This is a genomic window from Lysinibacillus sp. FSL W8-0992, from assembly GCF_038008685.1.
Lineage (GTDB): Bacteria > Bacillota > Bacilli > Bacillales_A > Planococcaceae > Lysinibacillus.
In genome coordinates this window covers 3,937,998-3,954,743 of the sequence record NZ_JBBOZQ010000001.1, presented here as the reverse complement: position 1 = coordinate 3,954,743, position 16,746 = coordinate 3,937,998, and the positions used below count along the sequence as shown (strand labels likewise).

Below are 16,746 nucleotides of genomic sequence, written 5' to 3'. Positions count from 1 at the left end.
GCTATTTGAACAAGAGGGATTTAATATATTATTTTTCGATTTCAACGATAATCTCGTCCATATCAAATTCTTTTAAGCTTGCTTTACTATTCATCAATCTATATTTCCCTTTAATGGAGCCATCCGTATTGTAATCGACTCCGTCATAATCCGAGAGTGTTACTTTTGGTGTGATGATGAGTTTGGATGCCTCAGGATTTAGCGCCTGGAAGGTTTTATTCCAAGTCATTTTGACATCATTTGTACCGGCCCCGCCATGATAGTTGCTAACATATTGATGTCCTAAATTATCTTTTACTTCAATATCTATATCTGCCATATCCCATTCATTTTCTATTTCCTTCGAAACAGCTTGTTCGTAATTGATTTGGAATGATGTTGGTGTAAGCGTGATATTTTCAATATTTACTGAAATGCCTTCCGTTTCACTGTGCTGTTGAATGTTTTGCACTGTAATATTTGCTTTGTCTAAATGAAAACTGAATTGCCAGTCACCAGTAATGTGCTCTTTATCAGTTGTCAGATCTGAAAGGATATAATCAAGCTTCCAATTTACATTGATGGAACTATACTTCTCCTCAGTAAAAGTTGTGGCTTTCCCAACATATTTATTTTCATCTATTCGCGAAACCTCGTTTATTCCATCACCTTTATTTTCTATCAGCGGGATTCCCTTAATATGAAGTGTTTCCCCCATGTATTTATTAGTTTCAATTGTATATGTGACAATGAGCTTTTCACCATCATATATGGCATCATTCACTGTTACCTTGATACCATTGCTATTGGCAACTCCATTTATTAGATTGGCATTTTCTTTATAGTCTACAGATAAGCCATCGTTGTTAAAAAATTTAAAGATATTACCTAGAATTGGAATCTCTTCTGCGTTAGCAGTAAACGATAAACCTAAGAGGGTGGAGGCAATTAAACCTAATGCAAGAGAAGCAGCAGTTACGGACTTTTTCCATTTCTTTTGTTTGCTAGCGTGAATATTTTTCAACAGTTCTTTTTTTACTCTAGCCTTTTCAAACGCACTGACTTCCATTTCTTCAAACTCTTCTATGTCAATGTCCAAATCATTTAAGTGCTTATAAATATTTTTCATACCATACTACCTCCCGTAAAAAAATCAGATGCATGTACTTTTAGTTTCTTTTTACAGCGGTAAATGCGATTGTCGATAGAAGCTTTCGTTTTTCCAAATCTGCGAGCGATGTCTTCTGAATGTTCACCAAGGAAAAATTTTCGAATAAAGATTTGTTGATCAATCGGATCAAGTCGGTTAATCAATTGCATGAGTTCCGATCTATTTTCATTGCGCAGCAAATCCTTTTCTAAAGAGTCAGCACTAGAAGGCTCCAAGTAATCACTGGAAACCTCTATATTTTTAGCAGCTTTTCTGTAATAATCAATGGCCTTAAACTTCGCTATCGAACAAATCCAACTTTTGAATTTCGCAGAATCACCATCGAAATCTTTAGCATGATGCCACACAGATAACAAAATATCATTCACGCATTCATCTATCATGCCTTGGTTATTAAATGGAGATAGCACTTTATAGGTAATGCCCTTTATTAGGGATAAATAGTTGTCCACAATATATTCGAGTGCGTCTTCTTTTCCAAATTGCAGACGCTGGATAAAATTTGTTTCATTAGATTTCATCTAAAATGGCTCCTTCAAATTTTTGTAAAGGCCTTTACATCTACTATAACGAAAGGAAGCCAGTAATTTCTCATTTTAAACTTAAAAATTTTCACTAAAAATATTTGGAGGGAGGAGGTGAGAGATAATTACGTTAAATGAACGATAAAATGTTAATGAGGGAGAAATGAGCTAATAGCTTTTAGAATTAATGCCGTACGTTGTCCATAAAATGGTGCGTTCCAGTTCGCCACTTGGAACCGAAAAATTACAACAAATCACATCATCAAACTTTTTTTGATCTAGCTGAATAATTTCTTTTAACTTTATAACAATTGAATGACATTTTTTTATGTGACATGCTTGTGACATTAGTATTTTACAATGCTTGTGAGGTGAGGTGAGGAGATGAGAGTCAATCAAAATCGTTCGAAAAGGAGTATTCTTTCGTTAATTATAGTTTTTGTCCTATTACTCGTAGGAGGATGTGCAAGTAAACAGGAAGAAGAAAAACAAATAAATATAGAGGCAGGTACACTAGCAAGCAAGTTATCATTTTGGGATGAACAGAAAAAAGGTACCAATTTCATGAATTCAAAATCCATACCAGAAAACTATACAGAAGTTAATAAAGAAAACATCGAATTTATACGCTTAGCTCCAGATAAATGGTCAAAGGACAGAGATTTTTTATTTAATGATCAGCCAGATTCAAATCCCAAAAAAGATTTTTTAATTGGTAATGTAGATCATTATGAAGGTATTGTAGAAGAAGATTTTGAAGCATTAAAAGCAGACTTGGATGCAGCTTATGAACGAGGTTCAAAAGTAGTGTTAACAGTTTTAAGTTTGCCAGGAAATCGTTGGAGACAATTTAATAATCGTCAAAACGATGATCGAATATGGCAGGATTTAAGTTATCATCAGCAATCAGCGCAGTTTTGGCAAGATCTTGCTACTAGATTGAAGGATCATCCCGCTGTTGTTGGATATAATTTAGTGAATGAGCCACACCCTGAAACAGCTACAGGATTTAATGATTTTTGGACGCAGGATTATAGTGACTGGTACAGTCAAGTGGAAAATACAGCTGCCGATTTAAATAAATTGTATGAAACGATTGTAGAAGCGATTCGCTTGGTGGATAAAGAAACACCGATTATTCTTAATTCTGGATTATATGCAACTCCTTGGGCATTTGAGTATCTGAAACCAATCCAGGATGATAATGTACTGTACGCATTTCATATGTATGAGCCATATGAAATGACAAGTCAAAATCGTAAACGAGGATTCGAGTATGCTTATCCTGGCAAGGTGAAAGTAGGAGAGCAGAAAACGGAAAAAATGTTTAATAAAGATACTTTAAAAGACTTTTTACAACCTGTAGATAAGTGGGCAGAAGAAAATAATATTCCTGCTAATCGAATCATTGCGGAAGAATTCGGCATTAACCGAATGGTCAAAGGTGCTGATCAATATTTATCAGATCTTATTTCAATTTTTGATGAATATGGCTGGCATTGGGCGTTCTATGCATTCCGTGAAGACACATGGGAAGGCATGGATTATCAATTAGGAGAGCAACCGCCAAATTGGAAATATTGGGAGGCATTTGAAAAAGGAAAGCTACCAAATCGAGAACAAGTAGAAGTAAGTAATCCATTATGGGGTGCCCTGAAAAATGGATTAGAAAAGTAAAAATACGTATGCTACTCTATCGTATAAATGTTAGAAAAAAGGTGAAGTCTTCTTTTAAGGTTTTCACCTTTTGCCTTTTATTATGAGAAGAGTTACTGGTAAGACAGATAAGGAGTTTATATAAAGTGAATATACTAATAGCTGATGATGAGAAACACATGACTGCTATCTTGAAAACCTACTTTGAAAAGGAAGGTTTTAATGTCAGTATTGCTTTTGAAGGAGAAGAAGCACTTGAAATTTTTTATTCAAAAAAAATCGATCTTGCAGTTTTGGATTGGATGATGCCTAAGTTAAGTGGCATTGAAGTATGCAGAGAAATAAAGAAAGTAAGCTTAACGAAAGTGGTCATGTTAACAGCAAAGTCGTCCAATGATGATGAATTTATGGCATTAGATATTGGGGCAGATGAATATATTCGTAAGCCATTTGATCCGCGAATATTAATTTTAAGAGTGAAAAAAATGCTTGGAACAGAAAAGTTGGCTGAAATAAGGAATTTGAAAATCAATTTACAAAGTAAGAAAGTATTTAAGGACGAAGAAGACATAGTACTCTCTAAAAAAGAATATGACTTATTGAAGATTTTATATGAAAATAAAGGGCAAGTATTATCTAGAAATTCTTTGTTATCAATGGTTTGGGGCTTGGACTATCTTGGTGAGGAACGTACAGTCGATACGCACATTAATAGGCTGCGTGACAAGATTGGAGATGACCATATTATAACCCATAGAGGAATGGGGTATAGCTTTAATGATAAAGTTGAATAAAATTGGAAAGAAATTGTTATTGATGGTGAGTGTAATTATGCTCATCGTTTTCGGTGTTTCCTTTTTGTTAAACAATTACTTTTCCGCTAATTATTATTTATTTAAAATGAAAAATAATGTTAACGCCGTTTATGAAGAGCTAAAGGATTTAACAATTCCACAACTAATAGAAACACAAGAAAAAATTGAAAATGATAATAACGTTACAATTGTTATTATTCAAAATAGCGGTAGTACCGATGAAATTAATGAAAATATCGAATTTGCATTGTTTAAAGATAAAATTGTTTTAAATAAATTTTGGATTACGGAGAATTCTCTAGAAAAAATAAAGGAAGGAAAAACAGTAAGACTATTATTTAATCAAGGAAAACTAAAGTCGAGCCTTCTAACTGTGCTGTATGAGAAAGATCAACATTTAGTGTTAGTAGGAACAGTAGTTGCTCATAATACAGATGCTTTAAAAATAGTAAACCAATTATATTTATATTCCTTATTGCTAGGAATTATAATTAGTATATTATTGGTAGCACTATTCTCTAAGAAAATTATTACTCCTTTAGAGAAATTAAAAAACGTAGCAAAAGATATTACAAATTTAAACTTTAAAGAAGTGGAGATAACCTCAGGCGATGAAATTGAGGAGTTGTCACACAGTATTAATGAAATGAGTAATTCTTTGAAAAATGTTCATTCACAATTAGAAAAGAAAAATCAAAGTTTAAATACGTTAATTTCAAGTATCTCTCATGAAGTAAAAACACCCTTGTCATTAATACAAGCATATACAATTGGTATTAAAGATGGTTTTGATGATGGCTCCTATACGGATATTATTTTAGAACAAGTAAATTACACTTCAGAAATGGTGGATTATTTAATCAAATTATCTAAAATCCACGAATTAGAAGTGAAAAAAGAGCCATTCGAATTAAAGCATCTTATTCAAAAAATTATTACACAATATAATATTTCATTAAGAAATAACAATGTGCATGTAGTGCAAAATTTAGATTCAATACAACATTCCTTTATTTATGAAGATAGTAATCAAATAGAGATTGTAATGAATAATTTAATAAGCAACGCCATTAAATATGGCGAAGAGCAGTATTTCGAAATCAACTTAACAAATGAAGATAAAAACAAAATAAAGTTCTCGATACGAAATAAAACGACAAGTTTGCAACAAGAGCATCTTCCTTTTATTTGGGATGCATTCTACGTAGCAGAAGAATCGAGGAACAAAGAAATTAGCGGGACAGGCTTAGGATTGTCGATTGTTGCTAGCATCTTAGCTAAAAATGATTTACAGTATGAAGTGGTGTTAGTAGACTCGTATATTCGTTTTACGATATGGTTTGATTTAGTTGAATCAAAATAAAACAAAGAACGGGCATCTATTTGGTGCACGTTTTTTTCATTTATTGAGTGCCTTTTTCTAACAATCATAAAAAGTACATATTACTGTAACATAGCACCTTTATAATAATGGTTATAGATTTGAAAGGGGCATTTATATTGGAATGAAGAGTTTTAAAAGGATTGTAAAAATAGTTTTATTACTGATGGTATTAATAGGTTTATTTGTAGGGTACGCTTTTAAAGTTGAACCAACAAGGCTTGTCATTCATTCGTATGATTTAAATGAAGACAAGGGTGAATCAGTCAAAGTAGTTCAAATATCTGATATTCAAGTTAGTGAAACTTACACAATAAAACAATTAAACCGTTTAGTAGAAAAGATTAATCAATTATCACCTGATATTATTGTTTTTACAGGGGATTTATTCGAAAATTTTTCTACATTTCAACAGAAACAACAAGTAACTGAAAATTTATCAAAGCTTAAAGCTACCGTGGGGAAATATGCAGTTTGGGGAAACCGCGATTACGGTGGTGGTGCTTTTAAAATATATGAAGATTTATTAACGAATTCAGGTTTTACTTTATTAAAAAATAGTGGAGTAAATGTTACTGTATTAAATGATAAGAAGCTATTTATCGGAGGATTGGATGATGGTTTGCTTGGAAATCCAGATATAGACCAATTGTTATCGCAATTGGATGATAGTTTTGATTATAAAATTGTACTTATGCATGAACCAGATATGGCAGACTTATTAAAAGATACTTCAATTAATTTGCTGTTAGCTGGGCATAGTCATGGAGGACAAATAAAAATTCCATTTATGAAAACAATGACTACTTCCTTAGCTGAAAAATATAGTGATGGATTTTATACTATTAATAAAAGCAATGGGATGCAGCTTTATGTAAATACCGGAATAGGGACATCTAGAATTCCAGCTCGTTTTATGGTCCCACCTGAAATCTCCGTTTTTAATATTCATTTGTAAGATTATATATAAGTTGTCTTAAATAATCTTATAGTTATATACTTTAATAAACTGATTATATAGGGAGTTGAAAGAATGTTGGCACGATCTAAAGTATTGTATTTTGTCTTTAGTCTGATGGCACTAGCTTTTGTTCTGACAGGTTGTGGAACATCAAAAGAGGATAAGACAGTGGAAGAAAAAGTAGATTATGCATCTGCAGTGAAAGAAAATCCAATTGTGACAATTACGATGAATGACGATAAAAAAATTGTTATTGAACTAGAGCCTAAAGTAGCACCGAATACAGTTGCTAATTTTATTTCTTTAGTAAAAGATGGTTTTTATGATGGGCTTATTTTTCATCGTGTAATTCCTGGCTTTATGGTTCAAGGTGGAGATCCTGCTGGAAATGGATCTGGTGGACCAGAGTACTCGATTAACGGTGAGTTTACGAATAATGGCTTTGAAAATAATTTAAAACATGAGCGCGGTGTTATTTCAATGGCACGGACGAATAACAATCCAAATTCTGCGGGCTCACAATTTTTTATTATGGTAGAAGAAGCGTCCAATCTTGATGGAGATTACGCTGCATTTGGAAAAGTCATCGAAGGTATGGAAACGGTAGATGAGATTGTTGCAGTTGATCGAGACGCTACAGATAAGCCGTTCGAAGATCAAATCATGAAAAAAGTCGAAGTGGATACAAAGGGCTTTGACTATCCTGCACCAGTAGTGCAAAAATAGTATTAGACATACTACTAAAATTTAAAAGCACGTTGATTGACCGCAGTGTTGCGGCTGGTCAACGTGCTTTTCTTTGGAGAAACAAAGATAATTTTGCTCCTCATTTTTTTATTTCAGTAATTTTAAAACACCTTGGCTCATTTGATTTATTTGAGCCATCAAATGGTTTGTCCAAAATATGTCTCGTAAAGGAAACTGTTACGACAACTCTGTTATGGAGAATTTCTTTAGCATTATGACCCCCCTACGAATTGAAGTTCCACGTATCATGCTTCATTTTTATGGAAATTGATTTTATAAAATTTCTTAGGTCTACCTCGCAGTTTTTCATGTTTTTTATAAATTAATTCAGCTACTCCTTTTTCTTCTAATTCATTCAAAATACGGTTAGAGCTTCTGATTGTAATGCCTAAATGTAATGCTATATCGTCAGAAGATAATTCATTGGTATTCATTTTTTCAATAACGGAGAGAATTTTTTGCATTAACAGCATAGAAATATTCAGTTTTTCACTTAAACGCTGTAACTCCGGCGTTTCCTCTTTTATATGTAAAACCATTTTCTCTTGCGTGTTTGGCGCAATGATTTGACCATTTTCTGTAATAATGCAAGACGACTTTTCTTGTTTTTGAGCCTCATGATTTGCAATATGCGCTTTTTTTCTGGCATCATCAATACTTTGACCAACTCCCCAGCCAATGGTCACTGGAAAAGGTAAGCTCTCAGTTAATGTTTGTTCTAATCCATCATGTGAAAAATTATTAGTAACTGTCAGTAATTCTTTTTGAGATGTAAAGATTTCGAAATGTACACTTTGTTTTTGAATAATCATCGATAAGTGATTTTTTTCTCTATATTCCAATAGGGTAGTGTGTAAAAGAATTTGATTGAATTCTGTATTTACATTTTCTACTTTAGATGGAATCAGTGCATCACTTGTAATTTTTCCAATGGCAATAATACTCTCTGTTAATTGTTTATGCCGAACTTCCTGAATTACTTTTTCAAATATTTCTTGAATAGTTTGTGGAGACGCAGTTATCAGCTCTGCGGTCACACCATGCTCTGAAAGTTTGTTTAATATATTACTAAAAGCTGTAATAGATAGTTCTACTTTCCCGGATCTATTCAATTCAATATGCTTATCTAATAAATCCTCGTAAAAATTATCCGTAATAGGTAAATGGATAATATGAGCTTCCTCATCTTTTGCATATATTTCCTCTAATTTTATTAAATCCGTGTAGCCACTAAAATCAAATGTCACTTTTGAAAAATCGATATTTGGATATTTTCTACTAATATGAAACAGCTTTTTATAAAAATCACGCTCATTCGCCATATAATAATGAGTTGGTATTTGATAGTTAATCTGAGAACTTTGTAACACTAGATGTGCCAAGCCATTCATGACAATCGCATCAAAAAATATATAGTTTTCCAGATATAAAGGTTTTATTTCTGAAAGTTTTCTATATGTAAAAAAAGTCAACTCGCAGCGTTCTTTTAATTTTTCTTGGATAGGTAAAACATCTTGTAGTGAATTATGCGCTACGATTACACCGATTCGAATCAAAGTTAATTCTCCTCCTAGATTATCTATTAGTTCTAGTATATTTGACAAATGCTGTCTATATCAATATAGAAGTGTATTTTTTGAATTTTATTGATTTTTTTAATAGTCAATCTTATAATAATTAAAGACTGTCTTTAATATGTCTAAAAATAATGTGTTTTATCACAAGGGGGACTTTTTTTGGAAAGAACCGGTACGACTAAGCAAAAATACATAATTCTTGGAATTTTGTTTATGACGTGGATTGTCAACTATCTGGACAAGCTTTCGATGAACGTGGCGATTATACCGATAGCAGAAGAATTTAAGTTGAATGAAACGCAAGCTGGATTAATTATTAGTGTATTTTTTTTGAGTTATGCAGTAATGCAATTAGTTGGAGGTTTTCTTTCTGATAAATACGGGGCAAGAAGAATGATTCTCATATCCGTTTTATTATGGTCTATTTTCACGATTCTAACTGGTTTTGCCTGGTCATTTATATCGCTTATTGCGATACGACTACTATTTGGGATTGGAGAGGGGAGCTTTCCTGCAGCTAGTTCATTAGCAGTTGCAGACAATTTCCCAAAATCTGAACGAGGTCGTGCTAAGTCGACGCTTACTGCCGCAACGACAATTGGCAGTATGATTTCAGCAATATTAGCTGCCGCTTTAATAACTTCGATTGGCTGGCGGAATTTGTTCTTTATTTTTGGGGTTTTAGGGCTTTTCTTGACGATTGTCCTTTATTTCTTTTTAAAGCCAAGCGAGTCACAAATAAAAACGGCAGTAACAACTACAGCTACTAAGGTGCCGTTAAAAAAATTATTAAAGATGCCAATGTTGTGGCAGTTAATGTTGATGTACTTTGGCGTAAGTATTGTCAATTGGGGGCTCACATCATGGATGCCAACATTTATGGTGAAAGAGAAAAATTTAGATATGGTATCGATGGGCACACTTGCAATTATTCCTGCGTTTGCCGCGCTCATTGCAGTTGTGCTTACAGGTTGGTTGATTGATAAGTTTGCAGTAGGTAAAGAAAAGTATTTGATAATGGTTGGTGCTGTCATTGCAGGAATTAGTTTATTTTTCATGACAAGTGCTTCTTCCATAACTATGGTGGTAACTTTCCAAGCTTTAACATCAGCAGGGTGTTTATTTGCTACTACTACGATTCTGACGTTACCACTGAAATATTTCTCACATGATGTAATTGGTACTGCAACAGGGTTCATGTATTTTGGAGGACAAGTAGCTGGTGCAATTTCGCCATTTGTCATGGGATTCATCATCACAATTTTCGGTGGCTCCTATTCGGCAGCATTTATGTTCTTAATGGTGATGATCATCATTCCAATTGTTACGGCTATGACATTACAAACTAGGGATAAAATCTCACCTGATCCATCCTTTTAAAGTGCTTGAAATAAAAACTATTGGAGTGATTATTTATGTCTAATACATTAAATGCTATAAACGAGCTATCCAAAATTATTGAAGATAAGCGAGATAAGTTTATCGATATCAGTAATAAAATTTGGAATTTCGCGGAAATCCGTTTTAAAGAATTTCAATCTGCAGATTTGTTATGTACGGCATTGGAAAGTGAAGGATTTGATGTTGAGAAAGGTGTTGCAAATCTGGAAACAGCCTTTATCGGAAGTTATGGCAGTGGAAAGCCAGTCATTGCTTTTTTAGGAGAATATGATGCTCTGTCTGGTTTAAGTCAACAAGGGGGGACTGCCATAAAATCTGCTATAGAGCAAGGTGGTAATGGGCATGGATGCGGTCATAATTTACTTGGAACAGGTTCTTTAGCCGCAGCCGTAGCTTTACGTGACTATATGGTGAAACATAATATTTCTGGAACAATTCGTTACTATGGCTGTCCGGCAGAAGAGGGGGGCTCTGGGAAAACGTTGATGGTACGTGCTGGACTTTTCGATGATGTAGATTTTGCATTATGCTGGCATCCAGCCGATCATAATTTAATGATGTGCACAAGTTCATTAGCGAATACACAAGTTTCCTTTCAATTCACAGGTCGTGCAGCGCATGCGGCTCAAGCACCACATCTTGGACGTAGTGCGTTAGATGCTGTTGAGCTGATGAACGTTGGGGTCAACTATCTCCGAGAACATATAATTCCGGAAGCTCGTGTGCATTACGCAGTGACAAATACTGGTGGATTGTCCCCTAATATTGTCCAAGCAGATGCCAGTGTACTTTACTTAATACGTGCACCTAAAACGAGTCAAGTAAATGAAATCTATGAGCGTGTTTGTAAAGTTGCACAGGGTGCAGCATTAATGACTGGAACAGAAGTGGAAATCATTTTCGATAAAGCTTGTTCCAATCTTATTCCAAACCATACGATGCAGCAAGTTATGTTTGAACAATTTGCACAGCTAGGAACACCTGAATTTAGCGAAGAAGACTATCAATTTGCGGCTGCTATTCGCAATACGTTGTCACAACAGGAAAAAAGCGGTGGAGCACTACTCTCTATACCGGTATATAGAGAGATTTTAGCAAAAGAGAAGGATGCGCCATTGTCAACAGCCTTACTTCCTTACCATAAAGCTTTTACGAATGTGACGATGCCAGGATCTACAGATGTAGGAGATGTGAGTTGGGTTGTGCCGACTGCACAATGTACAACGACTTGTCATGCACAGGGCACACAGTTGCATTCTTGGCAGGCGGTTGCAACAGGCACGACGGCAATCGCTCATAAAGGTATGCTACATGCTGGTAAAGTTATGGCGGCAACTGCTGCAGCAATGCTCGCTCAACCACAATTAATAGATCAGGCAAAGCAAGATTTAAAAGAGCGATTGGGTGACGATGTTTATCAAAATCCGATTCCTGCAAAAATAAATCCTTCGCATGTACAAAAATTCTCATCTGATGTAATCGAGTAATAACAAAAGCGTCAATGACAGAACATACTGTTAGTTGACGCTTCTTTTTTTACGGTGATCCATCATAAAGCGAAAGCAGTTTTGAAAACGATGAATTAAAGGGCTTTGCTTTTACGTTTTAAAATGGAAATCGCTTTACTTAGTGCAAAATCTTTTTCATCGGAAAATATGCTTAGCCTGTTGGCAACGATAGGGGCGAGTGACTAGGTTTTATGTGTAGAGTCGCCAATTCTGCTCGTACATCAAGACCTGTAAAGCTTTCAATTTTTGGGTTAATTGTTGAAGAACACACAGAAGGCATGACTCAACAAAAATCAAGGTAGCGAGGTTTGTGGTTTAGTGTGGTGAGCGAGGAAAGCATCCACCATAGCAGACAACAACGGCATAGCAAAAAAGTGTTAGATTGATGGCAGTCAATCTAATACTTTTTGTCTTTTGTCCCAGCCTCTCCTCTTTTATTGATGAAAAGTACTTAGGAAAGGAGTTTAGGAGGTTACTGTTACTGCATATAAGATGGTACATACTCTTTTTACATCGAAATAAGCCAAATAAAATCATCTTCAGCTATAATTTGAATGTCGTGACCGAGTTGAATTAACTGCTCAGCCTTTAAATGTTTTGTACTTTTTTCTCGTCGGTTTTTGCCAAGAATAAGGAAATCTGTCTCTTTTGTCACGGCCCCTTGCATGAAAGCTCCATAAGCTCGGGCCTTTTTTGCAGCTTCAGAACGTGTCATTGTGGAGAGAGCTCCTGTAAAGACGATTTGTTTATTATAAAATGGATGCATTAAACGTTCGGATGGATTGGATAGGTAGATAACTTCTGTATTGTCCTGATTTTTGTTCATGTTGGTCTCCTAAGAGGTTGATTTTAAAGGAGTGTAATATCTTGCTTTAAAATTAGACTTACTCTTCCAGTATTTTTAAAATAGTACTTTGTCGTAAATATGTAATGTTATATTGTATGGATAATTGCTGTAAAAAGCAAAGAAGCGCCTGTATTTGACCAGTGATGAGCAATTTCTCATATTTTTGCTTTTCCTCGGATGTAGCAACTTTACGGAAATACCCCCACATATGCTGGCACGCATTGCGCATGCTGCCGTCAGTAGGTATTTGTTGTAATGCATCTTCGATCAATTGTTCAATTTGTTCATGGGGCAGTATATCGCGCATTGCCAGCCGAAGCTGATTGTAATGCTTTTGGCTATGAAACATGACACGATACTTTTCTTCTCGCCATAATTTTTCAGTTCGTTGACGTTTCATACAATCACCTTCCCATAACAATTGTTTAAATTTATTACAGTATAAACATCATACATGTTGATTAACGACATTTCTATGATATTTTAGCTAAACAAACAAATAAAACACTGTAAGTTGGGAGAGATGAGAAGGTCTTGCCCTATTTTTAAAACGCCGAGCGGGATTTCCTCCGTTGGGTAGGGTAATATGTGGTGATGTATGACAGTAATGATTGAATTACATTTAGCAAATTGGTATATTAATGTATAAATAATAAATCGATGATGTGATCAAGTAAATAAGTATTGTGAAACAGAAATTATAGCCTAGGCTGAAAGCTATATCACCTCTTCTTATTGAACCCTATCACGGAGATGTCAGTTAACAACTAACCGAGTCGTTTCGTTACAAACGTTTAGAGGACTTAATATAGTTATTAAGTCGAACTAAGGTGGTACCACGTCAATTAGCGTAAAGACGTCCTTTATTAGGATGCTTTATGCTTTTTTTATTATTTAAAACATAGGAGGAAAAGAAGATGGCTCAAAAAATAAACGATTTTTCAAAATGGTATGTGGATACGATTCAAAAAGCGGATTTAATGGATTATACGCCAGTTCGTGGCTGTATTGCTTTTAAACCAGACGGCTATGAATTATGGGAGCACATTCAAGCTGAGATGGATATGCGGTTTAAGGAAACAGGTCACCGCAATGCTTACTTCCCGATGTTAATACCAGAATCATTTTTTCAAAAGGAAAAAGATCATATTGAAGGATTTTCACCAGAGCTTCCATGGGTTACAGAAGCGGCGGGTGAGAAGTTAGAGGAGCGCTTAGCATTACGTCCAACTTCTGAAACAATGATTGGACATTTATATTCAAATTGGATTAAAAGTTATCGTGATCTTCCAGTTTTAATTAATCAATGGGCAAATGTATTCCGTTGGGAGAAGAAAACGCTACCGTTTATCCGTACTTCTGAATTTTTATGGCAAGAAGGTCATACTGCCCATGTCGATGAAGAAGATGCACGTAAAGAGACAATGCAAATGTTAGCAATTTACAAAGAAGTAGTAGAAGGTTTGCTAGCGATTCCAGTATATGATGGACAAAAGACACCATCTGAACGTTTTGCTGGAGCGGTTGATACATTCTCTATTGAAGCGATGATGAAGGATGGAAAAGCTGTGCAAGCGGGTACATCCCATTACTTAGGTACAAAATTTGCTGAAGCATTTGATATAAAATATTTAAATAAAGAAAATAAACATGTTTATGTGCATACAACTTCTTGGGGTACATCGACACGATTAATCGGGTCTGTCATCATGGTGCATGGCGATGAGCAAGGTCTTGTTTTACCACCAAAGATTGCACCGACTCAAGTTGTGTTAATCCCTGTCGGACCATGGAAAAAGAACCCTGCTATTATCGAGAAATTAGATGAAATTTTTGCAGCGTTAAAAGCAAAAGGAATTCGTGTTCGCCTTGATGACTCGGATCAATCGCCAGGCTATAAATTTAATGAGTGGGAGTTAAAAGGTGTACCGGTACGTATTGAGTTGGGACCACGTGATTTAGAGAATCAACAAGGTTTAATGAAAGCCCGTGATGAAGAAGAAAAAGTTTCTGTATCTTTAGAAACAATTGTTGAAAGCATTGAAACAGAACTTGAAACAATGCAAACACGTCTTTTCGAAAAAGCAAAAGCTTTCCGTGCGAATAACTCGCATACACATATTGATTCAATGGAGCAGTTACAACAACATTTAACTCAAGCTGAACAGAATGAAACAATACCAGGTTGGATTTTAGCAGGTTGGTGTGGAGACGATGCATGTGAAGAAAAGGTAAAAGAAGAGACAAAATTCACAACACGTAACATTCCATTTAACCCACCAGTTACAAAGGATACTTGCATTCATTGTGGGCATGAAGCAAAACATACAGTTTGGTTTGCACGAGCTTACTAATTTACGACGAAGTACAAATATAAAGCGTTTCAACAATTTTGTTGAAACGCTTTATTAATGACTTTTTACTCATATTCTACGGCTCTAAAAAATTTTATATCACTAATATAGATTTTAGAAAGATAATTGTAATAATAATACATAATTTTTATTATTAATTGGTTTAAAAGTGTTAATAGTTTAAAATATGTATATATTTACATTTTAAGGATAGATGATATACTAGTAATTAATAGGAAAAATAGTTGTAGAACCAGCAGACATTTTTATTTTTTACCTCTAGTTTGTTTAGAGAGTATGATACATATGTAAGTCCAATGTAATAAATGGTTAGAACTTTTTAAGTCATTTCAGTAAGCGCTTTCATTGATGTGAGGTTAAATTGTATTTGATATACCAGAGTCGAACATCCAAAATATTGCGCATTGTTAACAGTCCATTTTAATCGTTAGAAAGCTGTAAGGTGAAATCTCAATAAAATAAATAATTGGTAGGGTGAATGATGGAGGGAATTAAGCAATCATTAAAGATAATTGCAGGTAATTATCAACTATCAGATGAGTTTAATCGCTGTTTAAACGACTTATTAGATCAACATGAAGGTGGTGATTTTAGTGGTTTAAGTAAATTGCATTTTCAAATGAATGGTGGCACATTAACGAAATCTATAGAAGAAGTTTTTAATCTTCTAGAATTATGGATTCTTTTTACGGATATCGTTGATGATATTGAAGACGGTGATGAATCAAAGTGGGGAATAGATGGGAACATATTGTTGAATGCTTCTACAGCTTTAGTTAGTATCGTATTGTTGGAGCTAGAAAAGCTAGAGATACCTTATAAAAGTGAGGTTACTCGTTTATTTTGCCATTACTTACTACAAGCGGTTGACGGACAGCATCATGACTTAATGAACAAGATAACATCTGAAGAAATGTATATAGATGTTGTTAAAAAGAAATCAGGTTCATTAATAGCACTTTCATCCACGCTTGGCGCAGTGTTAGCGACTGGAAAGTATACAACAAAGCTTGAAATGAGTGCGCACTATATCGCAATTGTCGCTCAACTTAAAAATGATTATAACGACTTATTAAATTTACAAAGAGATTTACAAGTTAAAAAAAGAACCTTGCCTTTACTATATTTATTACAATTCGAGGATTCGGCATTTGACGAATTGCGATTGTATTATAGACAGCAAGGGAATGCAACTACGAAGATTTGTATTACTAAACAGCAGATTGTAGATTCTGGATTACACGTTTACGTGCATCTAATACAATCTAAATATCTTAATCTTGCACTAGACTTATTAAAAGAAGTATATCCAACACAAAATGTTGAAATATTCAAACAATATATTTAGATGAGGTGAAGGACATGTTAGAAATTACTCAATATCTTCAAAAAAACAAAAACATTTTAGACCTTTTAAAAGAGAATAAAGTATCGCTTTTAAATATCAATGAATTTGAAAAAAATTTAATTTTAGAGTCTTTTGAACAAGGCGAAAAGAAAGTATTAAAAAATAATCTTTCTGCTTACTGGCGCGCGTAATTATTACCACTAAGGTCATTTGTAGACTTTCCATTGTGGTTAATAGTCCTGTCATTAGGAGTACTTGTTTAAGCACAAATAGGGAGGATTTTACAAATTATTGACGTAAATGATAAGCTTAGAATTAGAGGGGATGAAGCTATGTATCAATAGTTCATCTCCTTTTTTTATTACATAGCGGACTTATTCAAGACAAATACAAATAAGCTATCTTAAGAAATAGACAGCCCATTTGTATTTACAGTACTTTTGCAAAGCAGACAAG

15 protein-coding genes and 1 other annotated feature are annotated in these 16,746 nt (G+C 34.4%); of the genes, 10 read left to right on the top strand and 5 right to left on the bottom strand.

Features of this window, described 5'->3' with window-relative positions; translation table 11 throughout:
• Positions 1-28: 28 nt before the first annotated feature.
• Both NSQ74_RS19865 and NSQ74_RS19860 read right to left on the bottom strand, forming a co-directional pair.
• Positions 29-1,108, bottom strand: coding sequence for a DUF4179 domain-containing protein (locus tag NSQ74_RS19865; RefSeq protein ID WP_340825618.1), 1,080 nt, complete (start codon positions 1,106-1,108; stop codon positions 29-31).
• A complete protein-coding gene (locus NSQ74_RS19860; protein WP_340825617.1) occupies positions 1,105-1,671 on the bottom strand; it encodes a sigma-70 family RNA polymerase sigma factor in 567 nt (188 codons plus the stop codon). Before NSQ74_RS19860 ends, NSQ74_RS19865 begins: the two co-directional genes overlap by 4 nt.
• Before the next feature lie 387 nt (positions 1,672-2,058).
• Here NSQ74_RS19860 and NSQ74_RS19855 point away from each other — a divergent pair, with 387 nt between their 5' ends.
• The 5 genes from NSQ74_RS19855 (at position 2,059) to NSQ74_RS19835 (ending at position 7,213) form a co-directional block, all read left to right on the top strand.
• Complete coding sequence (locus NSQ74_RS19855; RefSeq protein ID WP_340825615.1) at positions 2,059-3,351, top strand: glycoside hydrolase family 5 protein; 1,293 nt, start codon at positions 2,059-2,061, stop codon at positions 3,349-3,351.
• A 125-nt stretch (positions 3,352-3,476) separates the two neighbouring features.
• Positions 3,477-4,124: a response regulator transcription factor gene (locus NSQ74_RS19850; RefSeq protein ID WP_340825613.1), complete on the top strand. Its 648-nt coding sequence runs from the start codon at positions 3,477-3,479 to the stop codon at positions 4,122-4,124.
• Positions 4,108-5,508: a HAMP domain-containing sensor histidine kinase gene (locus NSQ74_RS19845; RefSeq protein WP_340825612.1), complete on the top strand. Its 1,401-nt coding sequence runs from the start codon at positions 4,108-4,110 to the stop codon at positions 5,506-5,508. The genes NSQ74_RS19850 and NSQ74_RS19845 overlap by 17 nt, the downstream gene beginning before the upstream one ends.
• A 142-nt stretch (positions 5,509-5,650) precedes the next feature.
• Positions 5,651-6,484, top strand: coding sequence for a metallophosphoesterase (locus NSQ74_RS19840; RefSeq protein WP_340825611.1), 834 nt, complete (start codon positions 5,651-5,653; stop codon positions 6,482-6,484).
• A gap of 75 nt (positions 6,485-6,559) precedes the next feature.
• A complete protein-coding gene (locus NSQ74_RS19835) occupies positions 6,560-7,213 on the top strand; it encodes a peptidylprolyl isomerase (protein WP_340825610.1) in 654 nt (217 codons plus the stop codon).
• A gap of 266 nt (positions 7,214-7,479) precedes the next feature.
• On the opposite strand, the gene NSQ74_RS19830 is transcribed toward NSQ74_RS19835, so the two are convergent.
• Complete coding sequence (locus NSQ74_RS19830; RefSeq protein WP_340825608.1) at positions 7,480-8,790, bottom strand: hypothetical protein; 1,311 nt, start codon at positions 8,788-8,790, stop codon at positions 7,480-7,482.
• 180 nt (positions 8,791-8,970) lie between these two features.
• Here NSQ74_RS19830 and NSQ74_RS19825 point away from each other — a divergent pair, with 180 nt between their 5' ends.
• Positions 8,971-10,191 carry an MFS transporter gene (locus NSQ74_RS19825; RefSeq protein ID WP_340825606.1) on the top strand — a complete coding sequence of 407 codons (1,221 nt, stop codon included), beginning with the start codon at positions 8,971-8,973 and terminating at the stop codon, positions 10,189-10,191.
• 35 nt (positions 10,192-10,226) lie between these two features.
• Complete coding sequence (locus NSQ74_RS19820; protein WP_340825602.1) at positions 10,227-11,699, top strand: M20 family metallopeptidase; 1,473 nt, start codon at positions 10,227-10,229, stop codon at positions 11,697-11,699.
• Positions 11,700-12,228: 529 nt separating this feature from the next.
• Here NSQ74_RS19820 and NSQ74_RS19815 read toward each other — a convergent pair.
• The gene (locus NSQ74_RS19815) at positions 12,229-12,546 is read right to left on the bottom strand and encodes a BRCT domain-containing protein (RefSeq protein WP_340825601.1); all 318 of its coding nucleotides are present in this window, start codon (positions 12,544-12,546) and stop codon (positions 12,229-12,231) included.
• A 58-nt stretch (positions 12,547-12,604) separates the two neighbouring features.
• Entirely contained in the window at positions 12,605-12,967 is a 363-nt protein-coding gene (locus NSQ74_RS19810) for a YbgA family protein (protein WP_340825600.1), read from the bottom strand.
• 251 nt (positions 12,968-13,218) lie between these two features.
• Positions 13,219-13,434, top strand: a binding site (T-box leader).
• Positions 13,435-13,484: 50 nt separating this feature from the next.
• On the opposite strand from NSQ74_RS19810, the gene proS reads away from it, so the two are divergent.
• The 3 genes from proS (at position 13,485) to NSQ74_RS19795 (ending at position 16,481) form a co-directional block, all read left to right on the top strand.
• Positions 13,485-14,921: a proline--tRNA ligase gene (gene proS / locus NSQ74_RS19805; protein ID WP_340825599.1), complete on the top strand. Its 1,437-nt coding sequence runs from the start codon at positions 13,485-13,487 to the stop codon at positions 14,919-14,921.
• 499 nt (positions 14,922-15,420) lie between these two features.
• A complete protein-coding gene (locus NSQ74_RS19800; protein ID WP_340825598.1) occupies positions 15,421-16,290 on the top strand; it encodes a polyprenyl synthetase family protein in 870 nt (289 codons plus the stop codon).
• Positions 16,291-16,304: 14 nt separating this feature from the next.
• A complete protein-coding gene (locus tag NSQ74_RS19795; protein ID WP_340825597.1) occupies positions 16,305-16,481 on the top strand; it encodes a competence pheromone ComX in 177 nt (58 codons plus the stop codon).
• The last annotated feature ends 265 nt before the right edge of the window (positions 16,482-16,746 follow it).

What these genes read in the sequence shown, in the direction of transcription:
- NSQ74_RS19865 (WP_340825618.1), bottom strand. Translation starts at nt 1,108, where the DNA reads ATGAAAAATATTTATAAGCACTTAAATGATTTGGACATTGACATAGAA.
- NSQ74_RS19860 (WP_340825617.1), bottom strand. Translation starts at nt 1,671, where the DNA reads ATGAAATCTAATGAAACAAATTTTATCCAGCGTCTGCAATTTGGAAAA.
- NSQ74_RS19855 (WP_340825615.1), top strand. Translation starts at nt 2,059, where the DNA reads ATGAGAGTCAATCAAAATCGTTCGAAAAGGAGTATTCTTTCGTTAATT.
- NSQ74_RS19845 (WP_340825612.1), top strand. Translation starts at nt 4,108, where the DNA reads ATGATAAAGTTGAATAAAATTGGAAAGAAATTGTTATTGATGGTGAGT.
- NSQ74_RS19840 (WP_340825611.1), top strand. Translation starts at nt 5,651, where the DNA reads ATGAAGAGTTTTAAAAGGATTGTAAAAATAGTTTTATTACTGATGGTA.
- NSQ74_RS19835 (WP_340825610.1), top strand. Translation starts at nt 6,560, where the DNA reads ATGTTGGCACGATCTAAAGTATTGTATTTTGTCTTTAGTCTGATGGCA.
- NSQ74_RS19820 (WP_340825602.1), top strand. Translation starts at nt 10,227, where the DNA reads ATGTCTAATACATTAAATGCTATAAACGAGCTATCCAAAATTATTGAA.
- NSQ74_RS19815 (WP_340825601.1), bottom strand. Translation starts at nt 12,546, where the DNA reads ATGAACAAAAATCAGGACAATACAGAAGTTATCTACCTATCCAATCCA.
- NSQ74_RS19810 (WP_340825600.1), bottom strand. Translation starts at nt 12,967, where the DNA reads ATGAAACGTCAACGAACTGAAAAATTATGGCGAGAAGAAAAGTATCGT.
- proS (WP_340825599.1), top strand. Translation starts at nt 13,485, where the DNA reads ATGGCTCAAAAAATAAACGATTTTTCAAAATGGTATGTGGATACGATT.
- NSQ74_RS19800 (WP_340825598.1), top strand. Translation starts at nt 15,421, where the DNA reads ATGATGGAGGGAATTAAGCAATCATTAAAGATAATTGCAGGTAATTAT.
- NSQ74_RS19795 (WP_340825597.1), top strand. Translation starts at nt 16,305, where the DNA reads ATGTTAGAAATTACTCAATATCTTCAAAAAAACAAAAACATTTTAGAC.